This is a genomic window from Rhodohalobacter halophilus (genome assembly GCF_001715195.1).
GTDB classification, from domain to species: domain Bacteria; phylum Bacteroidota; class Rhodothermia; order Balneolales; family Balneolaceae; genus Rhodohalobacter; species Rhodohalobacter halophilus.
Map to the genome: position 1 here is coordinate 56,961 of NZ_MDWE01000012.1, position 18,050 is coordinate 75,010.

Sequence of the window (18,050 nt, forward strand, 5' to 3'; positions counted from 1 at the left end):
GCCTTAATTATTAAACCTTCTATTCTTAAAAAATCTGGTTTGTGTGATTGTCGCTGTAATTTGTTTCAAAAAGGGAAAAACGACGTTTAATCGTATGAAATGGCCGTTTTTGATGAAACAGTTGTGGAAACATTGCTGTTTCAGGTCGATTTTAGTTCTAAATGGATATAATAAAAACAGATACTTACGATCTTCGATCTTGAAACTTTCTTGAAACATGAATGTTACCGTTTCAGGAGCCAATGTTTCATTGGGTTTCAAAGAAGTTTCAAGCAAATGTTTCATAAAAAGTGTGTTTATGATGATTTAAAGTTCGTTTTATACCTTTTGAAACATTGAAACAGAGCTTTTCCAACTTTCACCGATCTTATATTACTGGTTAAAAAAATATGTTAGAATGGGGCTGACTCTTCATCAAGTGACTCCGTGTTTTTTGGTTGCAGGTCATCCTCTTCTTCAACGATTCCATATTTCATCTTATAGGTTGCCCAGTCCGAGCTTCCAACTGGTCTGAACTTGTCCCAGTTAAAGGCATTTCTGAAAATTTCGATCTCTACCGCTTTAGGAATGGAGTAACCTCTCTGCCGGGTATAACCCAGCGCAATTCCGGAAGCTGACTCACTAATCGCCCAATTAACGACCTTTAAATCGCCATTTTTCCCTAAATCGCTTAAGTCTTTCAGCTTCTCATCTACAATATCCTTTCTGACAAGGCTATCGGTGCCACGTTTCTCCTGTTCATAGATATCCCATACCGCTTTAGCCCAGAACTTCAATCGGCCATCTTCCATCCAGTTAAAATGAACTGTCGTGATTTTCTGCGCCTGAATAAGCGTACCAATAGAGTCGATGTAATCGGAAAGCGGATCATGTCTTGCAGCAATTACCGCATTTCGAACGATCTCTTTACGTATGAAGCCAAAAAGCTTTTTATCGATTAGCCCATCAATGCGATCATGTAGGTTCTCCTGAATCAATGTTTTGAATGATTCATCATCACTCTTTTCCAGCTCCCGAAATTCCAGCTCCACACTGCTGATCTCTCGTCTGTACTCCGGTTTTAACCAATGGTACACGGTAAGAAGTGAGGCAAACTGACTGATCTGACGATCCTGAAGAACCGCATTTGAATCTCGTTGAGCAATATCCTGCTTAACCGTATCCCGGAGAAAAGAACGCATTCGATCCAGATCCCAGACAAAGAGCTTTCGGTCAACCAGATAATAGTTCTGCATGTAGGAGATCATCAAGAGCTGAAGGATCTCCTTATTTTGCATGAGCCATTTCACATGCTGCTCCGGGCCTCGGATGCTTTTTTTGTATTCATAGATCAGCGACCGGCTGAGCAGGTGATCCGTGGCCGGTTTAAAGTTGCTGCAAAAAAGAGGCATGGTGCGAACCTCTTTGCGCTCCTTTCCCCATTTATTTCCCTTTTTGATGTTCGTTGGCCGGGGTTTAAGTTCAAACCAGGAGTTCCAGGTCTGATCTTCGATCTTCGCCTGTTTTCCCGGTACCTGGGGAACGTGCTCATCAATCCATTGAGGAATCTGAGATTTCATCTCCAGGGCTTCATCCACCGAACGTGGCGGTGGCGTATTCAAACTGTCCAGGTAATTAATTCCAAAGAAGTCCAGAATACGTTTTGCAACTTCACCTTTCCCTACGTTTCCCTCCCCATACAGGTACAGGAAGATGATATGCTTGAAGTGGCCATAGATCTCATCAAAATAGATATAGCTGAAGATGTATGAGAGAATGAGCTTTCCCCATTGATCAAACTCGCTGTCTCCTCCCACCATTTTACAGAAGTGAAACTCTACCTCTTTAAACTTCTCTTCGAAGCGTTCATCATCAAACAGCATCCGCATGGCTTTCTTGTAGTGCCCGGACGGATCGGCAACCCCTAACTCAAAGTGGGGCAGGTGTACGGCATCATCCGGTGGTTTAATGAACTTGTTATCGCCAACGGGGAATGCGCCATCCTGAAGCGCAATTAACTGTAGTTGCTGGCCGGTTTTCTTGGGAAAATTGATCAGAACATTTCCGGCCAGAAAGTACTTATCTTTTTCAAACGAAATGAAGCCGTAGTGATCATATTCCCGGACGATCCTCGGTTTGTAGTAATGGTTGACATGCGACCAAAAGCTGCGCATCTCTTCATTCCTCATGTTTTTCACTTCCAGGACATCCTTTTCCCAAACAGCTTTGGAAAACTCCTCAACGCTGTGTGTTTGGCCTGGCTCAAACAGAAATGGTTTGTAGATCGCTTCTTTAAACTTGAAGTATCGAATTCTACCTTCATAGCTTCGATCCCAATCCTGGGTTTCGGAGTTCCACTTCTCAATGATCGAGTCCAGTAAGAGGTCAAATTCCGTCACTACAATACTGTCACTGCCTTTTCTTCGAAACCATCTGTAGGTTTCGTAATCTCTATAATACTCCAGGCTATCTTGTTCGGCCTTCCACTGATCTTTCCACCGTTCAAATTCAACCTCCAGGCGAATCTCGGTTTCCTGAATTGTGGCATCGTTTTTAAAAGCCACATACTCTGGCAGGGTGTAGGAATTTCCTTTAGAATCGTGGCACCGGCCTTCATCCAGATTGATTTCCAGATCAAAGCCACCATGAATGATATTTTCTGCATTCGATATGACGGTCTGGTTCTCGTAGATATGTTGAAAATCATCATACTCTCTTTTGAGCAGCCACCGCCAAAAATCTGCGTTATACGTTTCTACCGGCATACTTCGGCCTCGCTATTTTGGGAGGCTAAGTTTGAGTATTCTGTCATGTAAACAGATCGGCTGATGGAATCAGGAATAGCGGCCAGCAGTTTGATGATATCACCCCGTTCCGGTTGCGCGACTTCAGTTACATAGTAAATCCAATCCATTGATTGTCCATTTGATAGAATGGTTACAGAGAATCCTTCTGTCAAACCTGTTTTAATACTTTCACGAACATTCTCCCAGGCCACTTCACCTACCACCAATTCACACCGGTTGGTAAACTTTCGCAATGCTTTTGCCTCTTCTGGTGTAAATGATGCAGGGATGTTAACCGCTGCTTTGTTATCAATTTCATCTGTTGGTGAATCACCACAAATCACGGTAACAAGACCAGCCTTTCTGATTTCAGACCGTACCTTTTTTAAACCGGGAATAGGTTCCGGGATTCTTGGTTCCTTTTTATCCGTGCCGGTGCTACTGTTCTCAATGGTGATGTGAAACCGGTCAGCGAACTGGTAGATCACCTCATGAAACTCCTTTCCATCGATACGCATCACAAAATCAATGGCATCACCACCCAGTCCGCACCCGAAGCATTTATAAATGCCTTTCTGATCGGATACGTGAAAGGACGGTGTCTTTTCATCATGGAATGGGCAGCAGCCTTTCATTCCGTTACCGGATCGCTTCAGCTCTACATAGTCTGAAACGATACCGGTTATGTCATCACGGGAGAGATCCCGGATCTGTTTGATTGCCTGTGTAAATGTCATAGTACAGGTACCCCGTAAATTTTCTTCATCCCAATAATCAGTTACTTTTTATCGATTGTTATGGTAGTTCCGCAGTTCGAGTTGAGCCTTAGCTAAAATCTCTGCGGTTGTTTTAATGTCCAGTGGTTCGGTAGGCGCAACGGTAGATGCAAACAGTTGAAGGTCTTCAGCTTCATATAATATGGAAGCGATAAACCAAACCGTTGCCCTGATGTCATCCCGGCCAATCGTGATGTTCTTGTCTTTTGCAATAATGGTCATGCTATTTATGTTGCTCATTTCCCCCAACGCTCCAGTTCGGAAAAATGAATCAGATAGCGACCGGTCGGTGATTTTTTAAATTTCGTGATGTTACCCTTGCCTACGTAGTTTGTGACGGTTCGATGCTGAAGCTTGGCTCGTTCAGCAAACTCTTTCGTATCTAACCATTCAGACTGTGGAATTGCATCGTGAATTAATCCCTTGAGGTATTCAAGCTGACTCTCCAGGCTATCTATGGCTTTAAATAGTTTTTGTTGTCTATCTGCGCTCACCGGCCACCTCCATATTTTGCCAAAATGAAGGATTCTCTCTTTTACTGTCTGCAATAAAGTTTTTGATTGCATCTCGCAGCCAAGGTGTGCTTTCGTGATGTTGTGCTACTCTTATGACTGCTGTGTGACTTACTCCTCGTACCCCGTTTGGTCTGACGACACTTTCTGCAAAATCCTTGAGTTGCATATGCTTTAGTGTAAGTGCAAGCTTCAAGTCCCAATGTAGGTTCTGTTTTTTAATTGACATAATAATTCGTTAATTACATATGTTAGTTACAACTGTTAGAAATCAGCGAAGAAAATAATCGTAAATACTCAATTTTGCCAAGTAAAAGATCAGAAATAAACGAAATAGCCAGCCGAATAATCGCTGTTAGTGCACTTTACCCATCCAACCGTGAATTCCTCGAAAAATGTGGGATTACAAACCATTCGTTAATAACCGATTTAAAGAAAAAAAGAATTAAAAATCCGGGTGCTGATATCCTGGCCAAAGTGGTACGGGGTTCGGGATGCAGTGGCTCCTGGTTGCTTACCGGACTTGGCGGCATGTTTGATAAGGAAGCTGACTATGTGGAAGAAGAGGGGGTTAGCTATGTGATGATAAAAGGTGCCATCAGTCTTATCGAAGAGTTTGAGAAACGAATTGAAGAAGCCGACGACGCTGAACTCACAAACGAATTAGAAGTAAAGCTTGGAAAACTGCTTGTACGGATTTTGGAACGTCGTGGGGATAAAATCAACTGAATAAACTTTTGAAGTAAACAGGACTTTATTCCTATATTTGAACGCTAACAAAAGTTAGCGAGTGGCAGTGATCGAAAATGATGATAGCAAACAAACGACATATCGCTTTTGGTGTCCATAACCGAACAATCGGAATGGATAAGAATTGCTTTGGTGTCCAAATTGGTGTCCATTTGAAATCACAAATCCCTGCGAGAGGGATAAAATCACTGTTTATTACGTTGTAGGACCCATAGCTCAGTTGGTCAGAGCAGTCGACTCATAATCGATTGGTCGCAGGTTCAAGTCCTGCTGGGTCCACTCATTTCCTTCTCTTTATGCCAACCCCAAAATCTGGGTATTGTTTTTGGATGAACCATTTTATCTGTGTTGTGAAAACAGATCTGCACTTTCACAACTAGGTTTGTACTCGACTCCCAGGATTTGAGTATTGTTTTTGGCTGAGGCCATCTTATCTATATTGCGAAAACAGTGTTTTCGCGGTTCAAGTCCTGCTGGATCCACTCCTTCGCCAAGGATTCGAAGTGCGCGCACTAAATTACCATGGCTACGATGGACACATACTCCTTTTTTGAGTAGAAGTTTTGTAATCAGCGAGATGATGGTTCCCATAATGAACACTCTTTTTATAAATTTTTGTGAGAGTACAACCAATCGACATTCGGTTTGTTAATTTAATAGCGACTTTAGTACAAGAAGTGAAGAGGTTATTCTAATCTGCTAAAAAAAGATATTAACTAGAGATAAATTACCTGAGTTGAAGTTCACTGCTTATGAGTGGTCCAAAAAATGGGAAGCTTACAAATTCAATTCAGCCTGTCCTTTAACAAACTCACCGGAGGAACAACTCACATGAAAAGTAAAACTAAAATTCACGATGGAATTGTCGGAGTCATATATCTGACAAGCGTATTGTTGGCCGTTTATATCAATTTGAACTGGCTCTATCTGGCTGGTGCTGTGGCCGTTCTTCAAATTATGAGTATGTTTACCGGGTTTTGTCCGGTTTATTATCTGCTTAACAGAACCATGTCGGATAAAGAACAGGTGAATGTTGCTTAGTATCATTTACCATTCAAGTGGTTATAAAAAAATGAAACGACACAAATGCCCAAAAGCAGAAAACACTAAATGTAGTAATTCCTTTGGGCATTCTTTTTTGCATTAGATTAAATGTAAGCTATAACCTATTCTCAACAATCCAGCATCGTGAATTTCTTCTGAGCAATTGATTACTCCTCATTTTCAGCCTCATGGCCGGGACGGGTACGGGATGGCGGATCGCTGGCAGGAAATGTTTGTTCCAGCTCTCTATTTAGTTTCCTATTCTTATTTGTGGATTTTTCATCCTTCGTTCGCTCTGTACTCTTATGATTCTCTTCACTCATAATCTTAGGATTGGTTATCATTCTCTGCATCGTTTGTTTATGAAGCTATTATCTAAACAGGAGATTTGCTGGAAGCATTCAATGAGGATTATCTGAAAAATGAACCGGTTCTGAGAACGTTTGAGCGTTTATGCTCCTTTGTTATGCTTGAACTCGGTCGATTAAAAGATCTCCAGTCGATATAAAAAAAGGGATTGAGGTTTTCAGCCTCAATCCCTGAATGGTTGTTGAGAAGCGTGCTCAATCGCTTCTCAGATAGTAACTCTTGTTTTTTATTTGTGTATCGTGGTTCTCTGCATATAAGACACAGAAAAACAGAAACCCTTACACAAATTTTAAATTTAATATTGAGCCTCTTTTTTGACCTTTAACCTTATGATATTCAGTAACTTAAATTGAACTTTGCAAACCTTTCAACTGTCTGAAATAAATTTTCTGAACAATTTGTATCAAAAATTGAGAGTGTTTATTCACGTGTTGAAAAATCCTGATTAAAAGGATTAACCTCTGCCCGATCTGTTACAACCACCTCCGAATGACCTGTTGATATGTGGCAACTGTTGCACGCCTGTATCATTACGAGATTTCGATCTCTGACCCGATCCCAATCACCTGACTCAACGGCATCTTCCAGGTCTTCGATAGTGGGTTCGAGCATCGTCTGTGTAAGCTGGCCAACCGGCTGATCGTGATAAACCAGATCTGCCAGAATCAGCTCTTCAGTAGCCTCTTCCAATTCGTGAATGTAGAAATCAAGCAGATCTACGTTTTGGTTCTCTATCGCGTATGAAATTTTATGAATCACCGTCTGCATTAAGGTCATTGTTTCATATAGTGCCGGTTCCTGAAGTTCAGCAACCCGGTTTTCAAGGTTGGTAACTTTTACCCAAAGATATCCACTCAGTACGACGAGAAATATGCAGATGGCGGCTAAGGCTTTATTCATAATGGCAAGGATTTTAAAGATTTCAATTGATTCAATTATCAAAATAGATAAAGCACGGTAAAGAACTAACCTTCATACCGATTTTAACCAAGTGCATGTGTCAGGTCTTCGATCAGATCGTCGGGATGTTCCAGTCCAACGCTCATCCGGATCAGGTTTTCAGGTGTGACAGAGCCTTCACCTTCACTGCTCTGGCGGTGCTCCCATGTGCTCTCCACACCGCCCAGGCTGGTGGCCCGCTTAATCAGTTTTGAGCGCCCAACGATGGCAATCGCTTCTTTTTGATCGGCATCAACCTGGAATGAGACCATACCCCCAAAACCTTTCATCTGCTTTTTGGCAATTTCGTGACCGGGGTGAGAGGGTAGACCGGGATAGATCACCCTGGAGATTTTTGCATAATCACTCAGAAAGTGAGCAATTTTTTCGGCATGTTCATTGTGGCCCTTCATTCTATAAGCCAGCGACCGGGTACTGCGGCTCAGCATCCAGCAGTCCTGTGGCGAAGGAACAGCCCCTCCCATTTTCTGGATCAATTTGATCCGTTCAAACCACTCATCATCTTTTTTGGCAACCAGAGCACCGCCCAGAATATCGCTGTGACCGCCAAAGTATTTGGATGTGGAGTGCAGAACGATATCCACACCGAGCTCCAGCGGAAGCTGATTAACCGGTGTGGGCCAGGTGTTGTCGGCTACTGTTTTGAGCCCGTGTTGATTTGCTAAAGTGGTAACTGCTTGGATATCCGTTATGCGCATCAGCGGGTTGGATGGCGTTTCGATCCAGATGAGTTTGGTATTTGGTTTGATATGTTTCTCTATGTTCACAAGATCGGTCATGTCGATGAAGCTGGATTCAAGACCCCATCCCGTCATAATTTTTTTGACCATTTTGCGATTTCCCGCATACACATCTTCGGGGATGATGATATGATCGCCCGGATGAAGAGATTGCAGAATCGCCATTCCTGCCGCTATTCCTGACGAAAACGCCGCTGCAGCTTCACCGCCTTCAAGTGTGGCGATCAGGTGTTCGAACTGTAGCCTGTTGGGATTACCCAGCCGCGTATAGTGCAGATCCGATTCATCCCGTCCCTCCGCGTCGATCTCATAAATTGTACTGGGTGAAATTGGAGGCACAATCGATTTGGATGGATTGTGAATATCGAGGCCGGCATGGATGGCTTTGGTTTCAAATCGCATAGTCTTCCGTTTTTTTGAGTAAGGTGGAATTAGTGAATAAAATAGTCTTTACAGTTCCTCTCCTTTGCAATGAGGAGGTAAAGGGAAGGTCCAAGTTAAATAGTCAATTGTCCTTAAACCTTCATAATAGTACCAAAATCACGCATCTTTATACAAAAAAATTGCAGACCCTTTCCGGAGTCTGCAATCCAATAACCACAACCCTCTTGATGAATAGTTAAGGAAAATATTTCTATACAGCTACCTTAATTTGTACGGATGGAATCAGCTTTACCTCAGCTTTGATCGAGCGGGTAATCAGACAGATCTGTTCCGCTTTTTCAAGAAGCCGATACGCTTTCTTCTCTTTAGATTCATCGTTGATGGTGAGGTCAGCCTCAATCGTAACTTCACTCATAATATATTTACCGTTCTCATCGCGACTCATTTTTCCGGTACTCCGGATCTGCAGGTCTTCAAAATCGAGTTTTGAATACTCAGCCACGGCAGTGAATGATGTCAGAAAACAGCTGCTCACCGATGCCGTAAAAAGATGCTCCGGCGACCAGATTCCCTCAACTCCTCCGGGAAATTCCGGTGGAGTGGCAACATCGAGTGAATCTTCAAGTATGGGAGATTTCATCGTTCCGATGCGCCCTTCCTTCCACAAGATGTTTACTTCATAGTTATGCTCTTTATCGCTGCTCATATTCGGCCGTTTTTTGATTAATAATCTGTTCTAACTGTGCAGGTTGAACAACTCCGGCCTGCTGCCATAAAATCTCTCCATTCTTGAACAGGATCAGTGTAGGCACTCCGCGTACCTGATATTTGATCGCCGCCTGAGGGTTCTTCTCTGCATCGATTTTGATGATATTGATATTATCACCCAGACGTTTTTTCAGGTCTTGCAGAATCGGGCCCATCATTTTGCAGGGACCACACCAGTCTGCATAAAAATCAACTAAAACGGGAGTATCCCCGCTAATTATGTCATTGAATGTCATCTGCTTTGTTTCTGTACTCATTTCGTTCATTCTCTTTTGGGTTATTGGTGTTTAAACTTGTCTGCCATAAAATTCCTTTCATTTTATGCAGGGGGAGACTAAGACTAAACTATTTTATCTCCTCATATTCCACATCTTCAATCGGCTCCTCTGATGCAACGGCTCTGGGTGCACATTGTCCGGCCATGCAACCTGTATTGGTAACGGCCTGAAACAGGAAAAAGATTGATAGTGCCCCGGATAGGGGTGCATTGTGAGCCAGCCAGTTATACCCAAGTGCAAGGCCAAAAATCAGGGCAACCCAACGCATCGGATGCCAGTTTGTAAACAACTGTTCAGATAGATTTGAAAACATGAATGAAAATTGTGGTTATTGAAAAAAATGTGACAGTGTGTAGAACGTTTGTATGCGATATTTCTTACCTATTAAACGTCTCTGTTAATGAATGATAAACTACTGAGCAGAAATGCAAAACTCAGTTACAATTGTTACAGAAGTGTGATTTTGTTACGACTCAGCCTTACCAGCTTATTCCCCTCCATCTGCTTTAGCAGACGGCTGATGACAACACGCGCAGTTCCCAGCTCGTTGGCAAGCTCCTCGTGGGTGATTTTGATGGATCTTTTGCCACTTACTTCAGATCTTTTTTTCAGAAAACGAAGAAGACGTTCATCCATCTTTTTGAAAGCGACCGCATTCACTACATCAAGCAACTCCTGAAATCGCTGATGATAAATACGAAAAATGTAATCGATCCACTCCGGATGGTTTTTTGTGAGGATACCCAGTTTTTGCACAGGCAGAAGCAGAACCTCACTCTTTTCGTTAGCCACAGCTTTCAGCTGGTTGCTTTCATTATACAACCCGTTCAGTACCGACATAATACAGGTGTCTCCCTCTTTTAGGTAGTAGAGGAGTAGCTCTTTAAAATCGTCATCAGATTGGTAAACCTTTACACTGCCTTTAAGAATGATAGGAATTGCGCGAATTGAAGTATTTTCTTCAAACAGTATATCCCCGGCATCCATTTTTTTAATCTGCCCGTAGCGCTTTAAGTCGGAGAGAAACTCTTCTGAAGCTTTAAATTCCGAAATACTTTTCAGCTTGTTGATAGACTCTTGTTCTTTAATCATATTAAAAAATATACAAGAGAATCTGCATTTCAGCCACTTAAGTTGTCGGGATTTGGAATCGCTTTAAATCGCTCTTCACACAACTCCTTCAATGCCATATTCATCTGCTTAAAGCCCAACTCGGTTTTACGTAAGCCACTCTTCAGAAATGGAACCATCACTCCGGAAAACGATTCGCCATGTACAAATGCCGTGCTGCCATTCGGCAGCTTGCTGAGTCTGAAATAGTGCTCCCCGTCAAAAAGTCCTTTCATTAAGAGTTTACCTTTCCACCGAAACTCCTTCTGGGTTTCATGTCTCAAAATACTGGGGTTAAACTTCATAGGCTTTTGTGAATCCGGGGGGAGGATGGTGATCAATAACTGCTCCTTGGAATCGGATGCCCATTCAATACTTCGTATAAATGGGTTCCAGTCAGGATAATTCTGAAAATTCATCAATGCATCCCAAACAATGTGAATCGGGGCGTGAATATGTACAATCGTTTTGATTTGCTTCATTGAAGACCAAATGTAAAAAATTAGCAGTGCAGAACTTGCCATAATTACGGTAAAAATCGATAGTTGTTACAAATCGTTCATTTTTTGATTGCACGATTTAACAAATTTGTTTCAGAATTGAGGGTATAAAAAAGTATTTTTACGGTTGAATTTTACATTGAAGAATTAGACAAAAACGAAAGAATCTATATGCAGGTATATTTGAACGGTGAATTTTTAGATCAAAAAAAGGCGGCGGTTTCTGTAGCCGATCGCGGCTTTGTGTTTGGAGACGGTGTGTATGAAGTAACACGGGTTGTAAACGGGAAGTTTTTCCAGGAGAAGGAACATCTTGATCGTTTGGATGAAGGGTTGAGGGGGCTGAAAATTAAGCTTCGGAGTGAGATCAGAGATTCAATACCGAACATCAGCCGTGAACTGATTCAGCGTAATGGACATGCAGAAGGTGAAGCGACAGTTTATCTTCAGGTGACAAGAGGGGCCGCATTTCCGCGAACACACACGTTTCCGGAGCCAGAGGTGCCCGCTACGGTTTACCTCTCATCAGGACCTTTCAAGCCGCATAAGGAGCTTCACGAAAAAGGAGTGGATGTGATAACCGTACCCGATGTGCGCTGGACACGGTGTAACCTAAAGACAGTGAATTTATTGCCTAACACGCTGGCACGCCAGCAGGCAAAAGAGGCGGGAGTCAACAGCGCCGTGATGATTCGGGATGGCGTTGTGACAGAAAGCCCGAATGCGAATATCTTTGCAGTAAAAGATGGAACACTCTACACATTTCCTGCATCGAACTACATTTTGAACGGCATAACCCGTAAGGTGATAATCGATATTGCCAAATCACTTGATATACCTCTGGTTACCGAACCGGTTCGCCAGGATGACCTGTATGAACTGGATGAACTCTTTTTTACCGGAACTACCACCGATGTACAGCCTATCGTCCGAGTAGATGGAAGAGAGATTGGAAATGGAACTCCGGGAAGAATTGTGAAATCGATTCAACAGGAATACAACAGCCGACTTTACGGATAGAGGCTTAGAAAAATTTGATTCATTTTTATTAACCGCGTTTTTGGAATCACACCGGAGCGCGGTTTTTTATTTATTGAGGGGGATGTTGAAATGGAGTAGGAGAGATCCCTACCGGATTGGAAACCCGTACTCTAACACCTCAATAGACCATGGGGAGTTTCCCTATTTTAGGGAATCACGATTCTCGGTATCCTGATTGTAGAACATAACAACAGGAATTTATAAACCCCGAGACAATGAAATCGATGAAGAATTTTCCACAATCAACTGAAGACCTTAAGACAAATCTGTCACCTGAAGAGCTTGCTTATTTTGAAGCGATCATCTTGAGAAAGAGAGAAGAAACACAGGATGAGCTGGAGTATCTGCAGCGGCAGGTTGAAGAGATCCGTTCATCTGATGATGACGATGCTTCCAGTTTAACACATCATATGGGAGACCTGGGGAGCCGGGAAGAGAGCCTGGATTTAACATATCGGCTGATCCAGAGAAATCGAAAGTTCATCAATGAGTTGAACCGTGCACTGGTACGAATTGAAAACGGAACGTACGGAATTTGCCGGGCAACAGGAGAGCCAATTGAGAAGGGACGCCTTGAGTTTGCACCGCATACAAGATATAGTATTGCCGCCAAAAAGAGCGGATTAGACAAGAGAAGAGCAGCATTTGCGTAAAATGCAGAAAAGGGAGATATAGATATCCGGTTAGGGGTTCCGGGTATAAAGAAAAAAAGCCCGTCCTGATGAAAATCGGGACGGGCTTTTCTGTTTCCGGTTGAGCCGGAAAATAGGTCGCTTATTCGTATGTAAGACTGTTTACATCAACCGCGCTAAGACCTTTAGGTGTCTCTTCAACATCAAATTCGACTTCTTCGCCGTCTTCTAGTCCCTGGTTTGGAGCCAGGTTATTTACGTTGTTTCTGTGAACAAAAATATCTTTGCTTCCGTCATTTGGCTTGATGAATCCAAATCCTTTTTCTGCATCAAACCACTTAACTGTTCCTTGTTGTGTCATTGTATTGTATTGGTATTGTTAGTGCACCCAAGAAAGGGTATTTCAGAAGAGTAGAGTTGAATGAACGCGTCAGTCTCAAGAAAGGCTTACCGGGTGTTATTGTATTGTGAATGGGTAGTATAACGGATTTATTGATCAATACCTAACATTTTGCAATAGCTGAAATGAAAATATTTTCCGTTACAACGCTTTTGACGGGGGATCGATCAAGATGAATCTGAAAACCGATCAAAATATTCTCATTTTGAGAGTATGACCGTCCATACTCAATTCAATGGAAGTTTTTATAGACAACCGATTTTTCACCAAGACTCCAAAATTTTGAAAAAGTTAGGTATGTCACTCAGAAAAAAGTAAATTTTCAACCCGATAGATAGGGGTAGGAAACTTAAGTTCTGTCTAACGTCTGATCTACCGCTCGACAGGCACCTGCCTGAAATGAACCATAACAAAATGATTACAAATGGATAGTGATAATATCTCTGCAGAGGTGAAAATTGATAATATGGGGAGAGTTCTGTTTCTCTCTACAATTGCCGCCATCGGCGGTTTTCTTTTCGGCTTTGACAGTGGCGTAATTAATGGAACCGTTGGTGCACTTCAGCAAGCTTTTGATTCGGATGCAGTTGGAACCGGTTTTAATGTAGCCTCGATGCTGCTTGGTTGTGCTGCGGGGGCCTTTTTTGCGGGTACGCTGGCCGATAAATTTGGCCGAAAACCGGTACTCTTGGTTACAGCCGTGGCATTCATAATCAGCGCCTGGGGTTCGGGATCTGCGGGCTCATCAATGGCATTTGTATTTGCTCGCATTCTCGGGGGACTGGCCGTAGGAGCTGCCAGTGTACTCGTTCCGGCCTACATCAGCGAGATTGCTCCGCCAAAAGTTCGGGGGGCATTAACTACGTTGATGCAGTTGATGATTGTGATCGGACTGTTTATTGCGTTTCTGAGTAACTATTACATTGCCGGAACAGCCGGTGGTGCTACCGAGACTTTTTGGGGTGGATTCGACGCATGGCAGTGGATGTTTTGGGTTGAAGCGTTACCTGCTGCGATCTTTTTTCTGGGTTTGATTTTTATACCTGAATCGCCGCGCTATCTGGTGGCTGCCGGCAAACTGGATGAAGCTCGAGAGGTGCTCACAAGCCTTTCCAATGGTGAAGATGCTGATAATAAAATTCGTGACATACAGTCTACTCTTGAGGAGAACCGAAAACCAAGGCTGTCTGATATCATTTCTGAAAAGACAGGTAAAATTCACCCGATTTTATGGGTGGGTCTTGGATTGACGACCCTGCAGCAGTTTACCGGAATTAATGTGGTGTTCTACTACGGAGCCACGTTGTGGCAGGCTGCCGGATTCACCGAAGAGAATGCACTGCTTCAAAATGTGATTAGTGGGTCAGTAAATGTTCTCTTTACATTTGTGGCTATCGCGCTGGTTGATAAAGTGGGCCGAAAACCGCTCTTGCTGGTAGGGGCTTTGGGGCAAGCACTTATGCTTGGAATACTCGCGTTAATATTTGGAACGGCAGCCGTTTCTGATGGCGGTTCGCTTCAGCTTGAAGGAAATATGGGGCTTTATGCACTGCTCTCAGCAAATGGGTACATCGCATTCTTCGCCTTTACCTGGGGGCCAATTATGTGGGTGATGCTTGGAGAGATGTTCCCGAATCAGTTCCGGGGTGCAGCACTTGCAGTTGCGGGTCTGGTCCATTGGGGCTCCAACTTTACCATCACCATGACCTTCCCGATTCTGTTGGCTTCAATTGGCTTGGGCTTGTCATATGGAATCTATGCGGCGTTTGGTGTGATCGCCTACTTCTTTGTGAAGAAGTATATCAAAGAGACAAAAGGACGTACCCTGGAGGATATGTCCCGCGATGTGCAGTAGAAGTATTGAACCCGAGGATTAACATGTTTATTTAAACAACCTGAGAATGATGAAAACTTGAGGCCCACCTTTAACCGGGGAGGGCCTCAAGTTTTTATGGTAATGGCGAACTCATGGAGACAAATTGAGACAGAAGCAGATATTCAAACTGTCTAAACCACACATCATTCCAATGCCGGTTCAAATCAAATAGATTAAACTTGAACCCGTTTTACACCCAATTTAAGTGGTTCCTCCACTAGCACTTCATACTTAGAATATAACACCTTCCCACTGAAGACTTATCCTGTACTCTGCATCGCAGCGGCAACACCGTTAATACTGAGAAACAGAAGCTGTTTGAGCTCTTTCAACTCCTCCTCACTATCTGCTCTGTCTCGTCGATTCAGCAGTTCAACCTGAATTAGATTGAGCGGGTAGGTAAAGTTATTTCTGAATCGGATTGAGTTTTGGATCACTTTGCGGTGATCAAGGATATTATCCTGTTCTGTAATAGAGAGAATGATCTGTCGCGACTGCTCATAATCGTTCACAATTTTGTTGTGAATTTTTTGATCTGCTCTGCGGCTGTACATCTCTGAAGTCAGCATATGAGTTCGCGCAAGTTCTCGCTGAGCGTTGTCTACGATGGTTCCGAAGAAACTCCACTCGCGATACCACTTTTTCAGAAGGTCCATGATTTCCGGTTTCTCTTCGAGCAGTGGTTTAAGTGCTGCTCCCAAACCATACCAGCCTGGCACATTGTAACGTACCTGAGTCCAGCCAAAAACCCACGGAATGGCTCTCAGGTTTTCGAATTGGAGACCACTTTTTCCGCCTCGTGAAACCGGGCGTGATGCGATAGGCAGATTCCCGATATGCTCAACCGGAGTGATCGTTTTAAACCATGGCCAGAAATCATCATCATCAATGAGGTCGCGGTACGCTGCCATCGATTCAGATGCGATGCGGTTCATGATTGATTCTGTCTCATCACCCTCCACGATTGGCTTCTGGCCTTCACCCGCGGTTACACGGGCAACGGCATTTACAATCTGCTCGAGGTGACGCCGTGTAATTTCGGGAAGTGAGTAGCGGAAGGAGATAATTTCACCCTGCTCGGTAAATCGGATACGTCCGTTGTTACTGATGGAGGGCAGGCCCAGAATTGCGCGATTGGATCGTCCGCCTCCCCGGCCAACAGATCCGCCACGGCCATGGAACAGTCTGAAATCCACATTCTGATCTCGCAACACTTCACCCAGCTCAAGCTGTGCTTTTTGAAGTGCCCAGTTGGCCATCCAGTAGCCGCCATCCTTATTACTGTCGGAATAGCCAAGCATAATCTCCTGGAAATTACTCCTGGCCTTCACCTGCTCTTGATAAACCGGGTTAGTCAAAATGCTCTTCATCTGACTGGCACTCAAGTCGAGGTCTTCGATGGTTTCAAAAAGAGGCACAACATCTATTTCGCTCTCAACCTGTCCCTTTTGGAGTTTCCAGAGTCCGGTCTCCTTTGCAAGCAGCACCACCTCGAGCATGTCACTCACTCCGTGCGTCATACTGATGATATAGCTGCCGAAAGCATTTGGGTCAAGCTGTTTCAGGGTGCTGATCAGTTTGAATACGTCCAGAATTTCAACGGTAGGTTCACTAAAGGCTGCGTTGATGGGGGAGAGTGGACGCGGATTCCGTAGCTCCTGCATCAGCAGATCCACTTTCTCCTGCTCATCTAATGAAGCGTAATCTTGATGTACATTCGCGGCGTTCAGCAGTTCGCTAACAGCGCTCTCATGCCTTCCGCTGTGCTGTCGGATATCGAGGGCGGCAAGGTGCAGTCCAAATGTATTAACCCGGATTCGTAGATCGTTGAAATTTCCATAACGGGCTACATCCTCAAGCCCGGCCTCTTTTAATGAGTCAGCAATTAAATCTAAATCCTTTTTGAAATCACTGGCAGAGTAGGTGGCTGAACTCAGTACCTCTTGTTCGGTTCCGTTTAGCGCGTCAAGCATATTTTGCAGGCGATGCATGATGTGCGTTAACTTTTGGCGAAACGGCTCATTTTTGTAATGTCGCTTATACTGATCGCTTAGCGGAACTTCTTTTTCATCTTTTTGAAGTGAATGAAGAAGTTTTTCGGGAACATTCACAAAATTTTTGGAGACGGAAAGATATCGCCTCACCATTCTCAACTCGTTCATATACTGCTTCAACGCCACACGCCGGTGATCGAGTAAGGTTTTCCAGGTTACATCACGTGTAACATTCGGGTTGCCGTCTCGGTCGCTGCCAATCCATGAACGATATTTCAGAACGATGGGGAGGTCCGGGGTTTTGCCATACTGCTGAGAAAAAGCAGACCGGATATCATCGTAGAGACGGGGAACAGTGTTCCAGATAGCGTTTGAAAAAAAGTAAAGCCCATTTTCCACTTCATCTTCAACCGTGAGCCGTTCCGGACGAACTTCGTCAGTGGAGATTAGCAGCGCAATTTCGTTGATGATTTGATGGAGATACGCCTCCTTCTCATTTGGTGTGAGATTTTGATCATCCAGATGATCTATTTTTGAGGTAATGCTCTCCTGTTTATAGAGAATACTTCGGCGCCGTGCTTCAGTCGGGTGAGCCGTAACCGTTGGCTGTATATCGAGTTTTTTAAATAGATCCAGTGCGTCTTCAAAACTCATCCCTTTCTGTTTAAAATACTTCAGCGCATCAGCAATACTTTCGGGCCGCGGGTTGTTGACGTCTATGGTTTTGGACCGTTCACGGTTAATTCGGATAATTTCGTGCTGTTCCAGAGAATTGACAAGATGAAAGAAGATGGTTGTTAATCTCAGCAGGCTGCGAATCTCATCATTCGTTAGTTGACCGATCTTTTCGGAAAGCTCACGATTGGCTTTTGTCCCGTTGCTTTCGAACGAGGATGCTGCTTTCTGAGGAAGTTCAGCAGACAACTCACTTAGCGATTTTTTGTCTGTATGCTCAAGGTAATCTTCAAGAAGTGCGGTAAGTGAGGTCAGTTTCTTGGTGAGAGACTCACTGATGTTAGATCTCTCTGCGTATTTTTTGATTGTTTCTTTCCACTTCATATGAGATGAATCCGTTTTTACGTGATTAATAATTTTAGCAAATGCAGCCATACCCCACAGGCCAGGGTTATAAATAATCAGCCTGCATTGGG

Annotated in this window: 20 protein-coding genes and 1 tRNA gene; 6 read left to right on the forward strand and 15 right to left on the reverse strand. The window is 43.6% G+C overall.

What is annotated here, in order from left to right; translation table 11 throughout:
• Nucleotides 1–392: 392 nt before the first annotated feature.
• Genes BG260_RS04555 through BG260_RS04575 form a run of 5 tightly spaced genes read right to left on the reverse strand, consistent with a single transcriptional unit; the run spans nucleotide 393 to nucleotide 4,222 of the window.
• Entirely contained in the window at nucleotides 393–2,744 is a 2,352-nt protein-coding gene (locus BG260_RS04555; protein ID WP_069130776.1) for a hypothetical protein, read from the reverse strand.
• Nucleotides 2,735–3,502: a CHC2 zinc finger domain-containing protein gene (locus tag BG260_RS04560; RefSeq protein WP_069130777.1), complete on the reverse strand. Its 768-nt coding sequence runs from the start codon at nucleotides 3,500–3,502 to the stop codon at nucleotides 2,735–2,737. Before BG260_RS04560 ends, BG260_RS04555 begins: the two co-directional genes overlap by 10 nt.
• 48 nt (nucleotides 3,503–3,550) lie before the next feature.
• A complete protein-coding gene (locus BG260_RS04565; RefSeq protein ID WP_141691517.1) occupies nucleotides 3,551–3,781 on the reverse strand; it encodes a hypothetical protein in 231 nt (76 codons plus the stop codon).
• Nucleotides 3,778–4,035, reverse strand: coding sequence for a helix-turn-helix domain-containing protein (locus tag BG260_RS04570; protein ID WP_069130779.1), 258 nt, complete (start codon nucleotides 4,033–4,035; stop codon nucleotides 3,778–3,780). The genes BG260_RS04565 and BG260_RS04570 overlap by 4 nt, the downstream gene beginning before the upstream one ends.
• Nucleotides 4,022–4,222, reverse strand: a complete 201-nt coding sequence (locus tag BG260_RS04575) for a hypothetical protein (protein ID WP_141691518.1) — start codon at nucleotides 4,220–4,222, stop codon at nucleotides 4,022–4,024. The genes BG260_RS04570 and BG260_RS04575 overlap by 14 nt, the downstream gene beginning before the upstream one ends.
• A gap of 134 nt (nucleotides 4,223–4,356) precedes the next feature.
• On the opposite strand from BG260_RS04575, the gene BG260_RS04580 reads away from it, so the two are divergent.
• From BG260_RS04580 to BG260_RS04595, 3 genes are all read left to right on the forward strand, one after another.
• Nucleotides 4,357–4,782 carry a hypothetical protein gene (locus BG260_RS04580; RefSeq protein ID WP_069130781.1) on the forward strand — a complete coding sequence of 142 codons (426 nt, stop codon included), beginning with the start codon at nucleotides 4,357–4,359 and terminating at the stop codon, nucleotides 4,780–4,782.
• Nucleotides 4,783–5,008: 226 nt separating this feature from the next.
• Nucleotides 5,009–5,082, forward strand: a tRNA-Ile gene (locus BG260_RS04585).
• Nucleotides 5,083–5,634: 552 nt separating this feature from the next.
• The gene (locus BG260_RS04595; RefSeq protein WP_069130868.1) at nucleotides 5,635–5,844 is read left to right on the forward strand and encodes a YgaP family membrane protein; all 210 of its coding nucleotides are present in this window, start codon (nucleotides 5,635–5,637) and stop codon (nucleotides 5,842–5,844) included.
• 170 nt (nucleotides 5,845–6,014) lie between these two features.
• Here the strand turns inward: BG260_RS04595 and BG260_RS14145 are convergent, their stop codons facing one another.
• The 8 genes from BG260_RS14145 to BG260_RS04635 form a co-directional block, all read right to left on the reverse strand.
• Nucleotides 6,015–6,170, reverse strand: coding sequence for a hypothetical protein (locus tag BG260_RS14145; protein WP_176719434.1), 156 nt, complete (start codon nucleotides 6,168–6,170; stop codon nucleotides 6,015–6,017).
• Nucleotides 6,171–6,636: 466 nt separating this feature from the next.
• Nucleotides 6,637–7,116, reverse strand: a complete 480-nt coding sequence (locus tag BG260_RS04605) for a hypothetical protein (protein ID WP_069130784.1) — start codon at nucleotides 7,114–7,116, stop codon at nucleotides 6,637–6,639.
• An 83-nt stretch (nucleotides 7,117–7,199) separates the two neighbouring features.
• Nucleotides 7,200–8,318 (reverse strand): trans-sulfuration enzyme family protein, encoded by a 1,119-nt coding sequence (locus BG260_RS04610; protein WP_069130785.1) that lies wholly within the window; start codon nucleotides 8,316–8,318, stop codon nucleotides 7,200–7,202.
• Between the two features lie 232 nt (nucleotides 8,319–8,550).
• On the reverse strand, nucleotides 8,551–9,006 hold the full coding sequence (locus tag BG260_RS04615) for an OsmC family protein (protein WP_069130786.1): 456 nt from the start codon (nucleotides 9,004–9,006) through the stop codon (nucleotides 8,551–8,553).
• Nucleotides 8,993–9,325 (reverse strand): thioredoxin, encoded by a 333-nt coding sequence (gene trxA / locus BG260_RS04620; RefSeq protein ID WP_083750103.1) that lies wholly within the window; start codon nucleotides 9,323–9,325, stop codon nucleotides 8,993–8,995. The genes BG260_RS04615 and trxA overlap by 14 nt, the downstream gene beginning before the upstream one ends.
• A gap of 88 nt (nucleotides 9,326–9,413) precedes the next feature.
• Complete coding sequence (locus BG260_RS04625; RefSeq protein WP_069130787.1) at nucleotides 9,414–9,659, reverse strand: hypothetical protein; 246 nt, start codon at nucleotides 9,657–9,659, stop codon at nucleotides 9,414–9,416.
• Between the two features lie 134 nt (nucleotides 9,660–9,793).
• Entirely contained in the window at nucleotides 9,794–10,438 is a 645-nt protein-coding gene (locus BG260_RS04630) for a Crp/Fnr family transcriptional regulator (protein WP_218089723.1), read from the reverse strand.
• A 29-nt stretch (nucleotides 10,439–10,467) separates the two neighbouring features.
• Nucleotides 10,468–10,938, reverse strand: coding sequence for an SRPBCC domain-containing protein (locus tag BG260_RS04635; protein WP_069130871.1), 471 nt, complete (start codon nucleotides 10,936–10,938; stop codon nucleotides 10,468–10,470).
• 189 nt (nucleotides 10,939–11,127) lie between these two features.
• On the opposite strand from BG260_RS04635, the gene dat reads away from it, so the two are divergent.
• Entirely contained in the window at nucleotides 11,128–11,976 is an 849-nt protein-coding gene (gene dat, locus BG260_RS04640; RefSeq protein WP_069130788.1) for a D-amino-acid transaminase, read from the forward strand.
• A 236-nt stretch (nucleotides 11,977–12,212) separates the two neighbouring features.
• Nucleotides 12,213–12,650 carry a TraR/DksA family transcriptional regulator gene (locus tag BG260_RS04645; RefSeq protein WP_083750096.1) on the forward strand — a complete coding sequence of 146 codons (438 nt, stop codon included), beginning with the start codon at nucleotides 12,213–12,215 and terminating at the stop codon, nucleotides 12,648–12,650.
• A gap of 121 nt (nucleotides 12,651–12,771) precedes the next feature.
• On the opposite strand, the gene BG260_RS04650 is transcribed toward BG260_RS04645, so the two are convergent.
• Nucleotides 12,772–12,990 carry a cold-shock protein gene (locus BG260_RS04650; protein WP_069130789.1) on the reverse strand — a complete coding sequence of 73 codons (219 nt, stop codon included), beginning with the start codon at nucleotides 12,988–12,990 and terminating at the stop codon, nucleotides 12,772–12,774.
• 463 nt (nucleotides 12,991–13,453) lie between these two features.
• On the opposite strand from BG260_RS04650, the gene BG260_RS04655 reads away from it, so the two are divergent.
• Nucleotides 13,454–14,884: a sugar porter family MFS transporter gene (locus BG260_RS04655; protein WP_069130790.1), complete on the forward strand. Its 1,431-nt coding sequence runs from the start codon at nucleotides 13,454–13,456 to the stop codon at nucleotides 14,882–14,884.
• 281 nt (nucleotides 14,885–15,165) lie between these two features.
• Here BG260_RS04655 and ppc read toward each other — a convergent pair whose 3' ends face one another.
• Nucleotides 15,166–17,958, reverse strand: a complete 2,793-nt coding sequence (gene ppc / locus BG260_RS04660) for a phosphoenolpyruvate carboxylase (RefSeq protein ID WP_069130873.1) — start codon at nucleotides 17,956–17,958, stop codon at nucleotides 15,166–15,168.
• Nucleotides 17,959–18,050 lie beyond the last annotated feature (92 nt).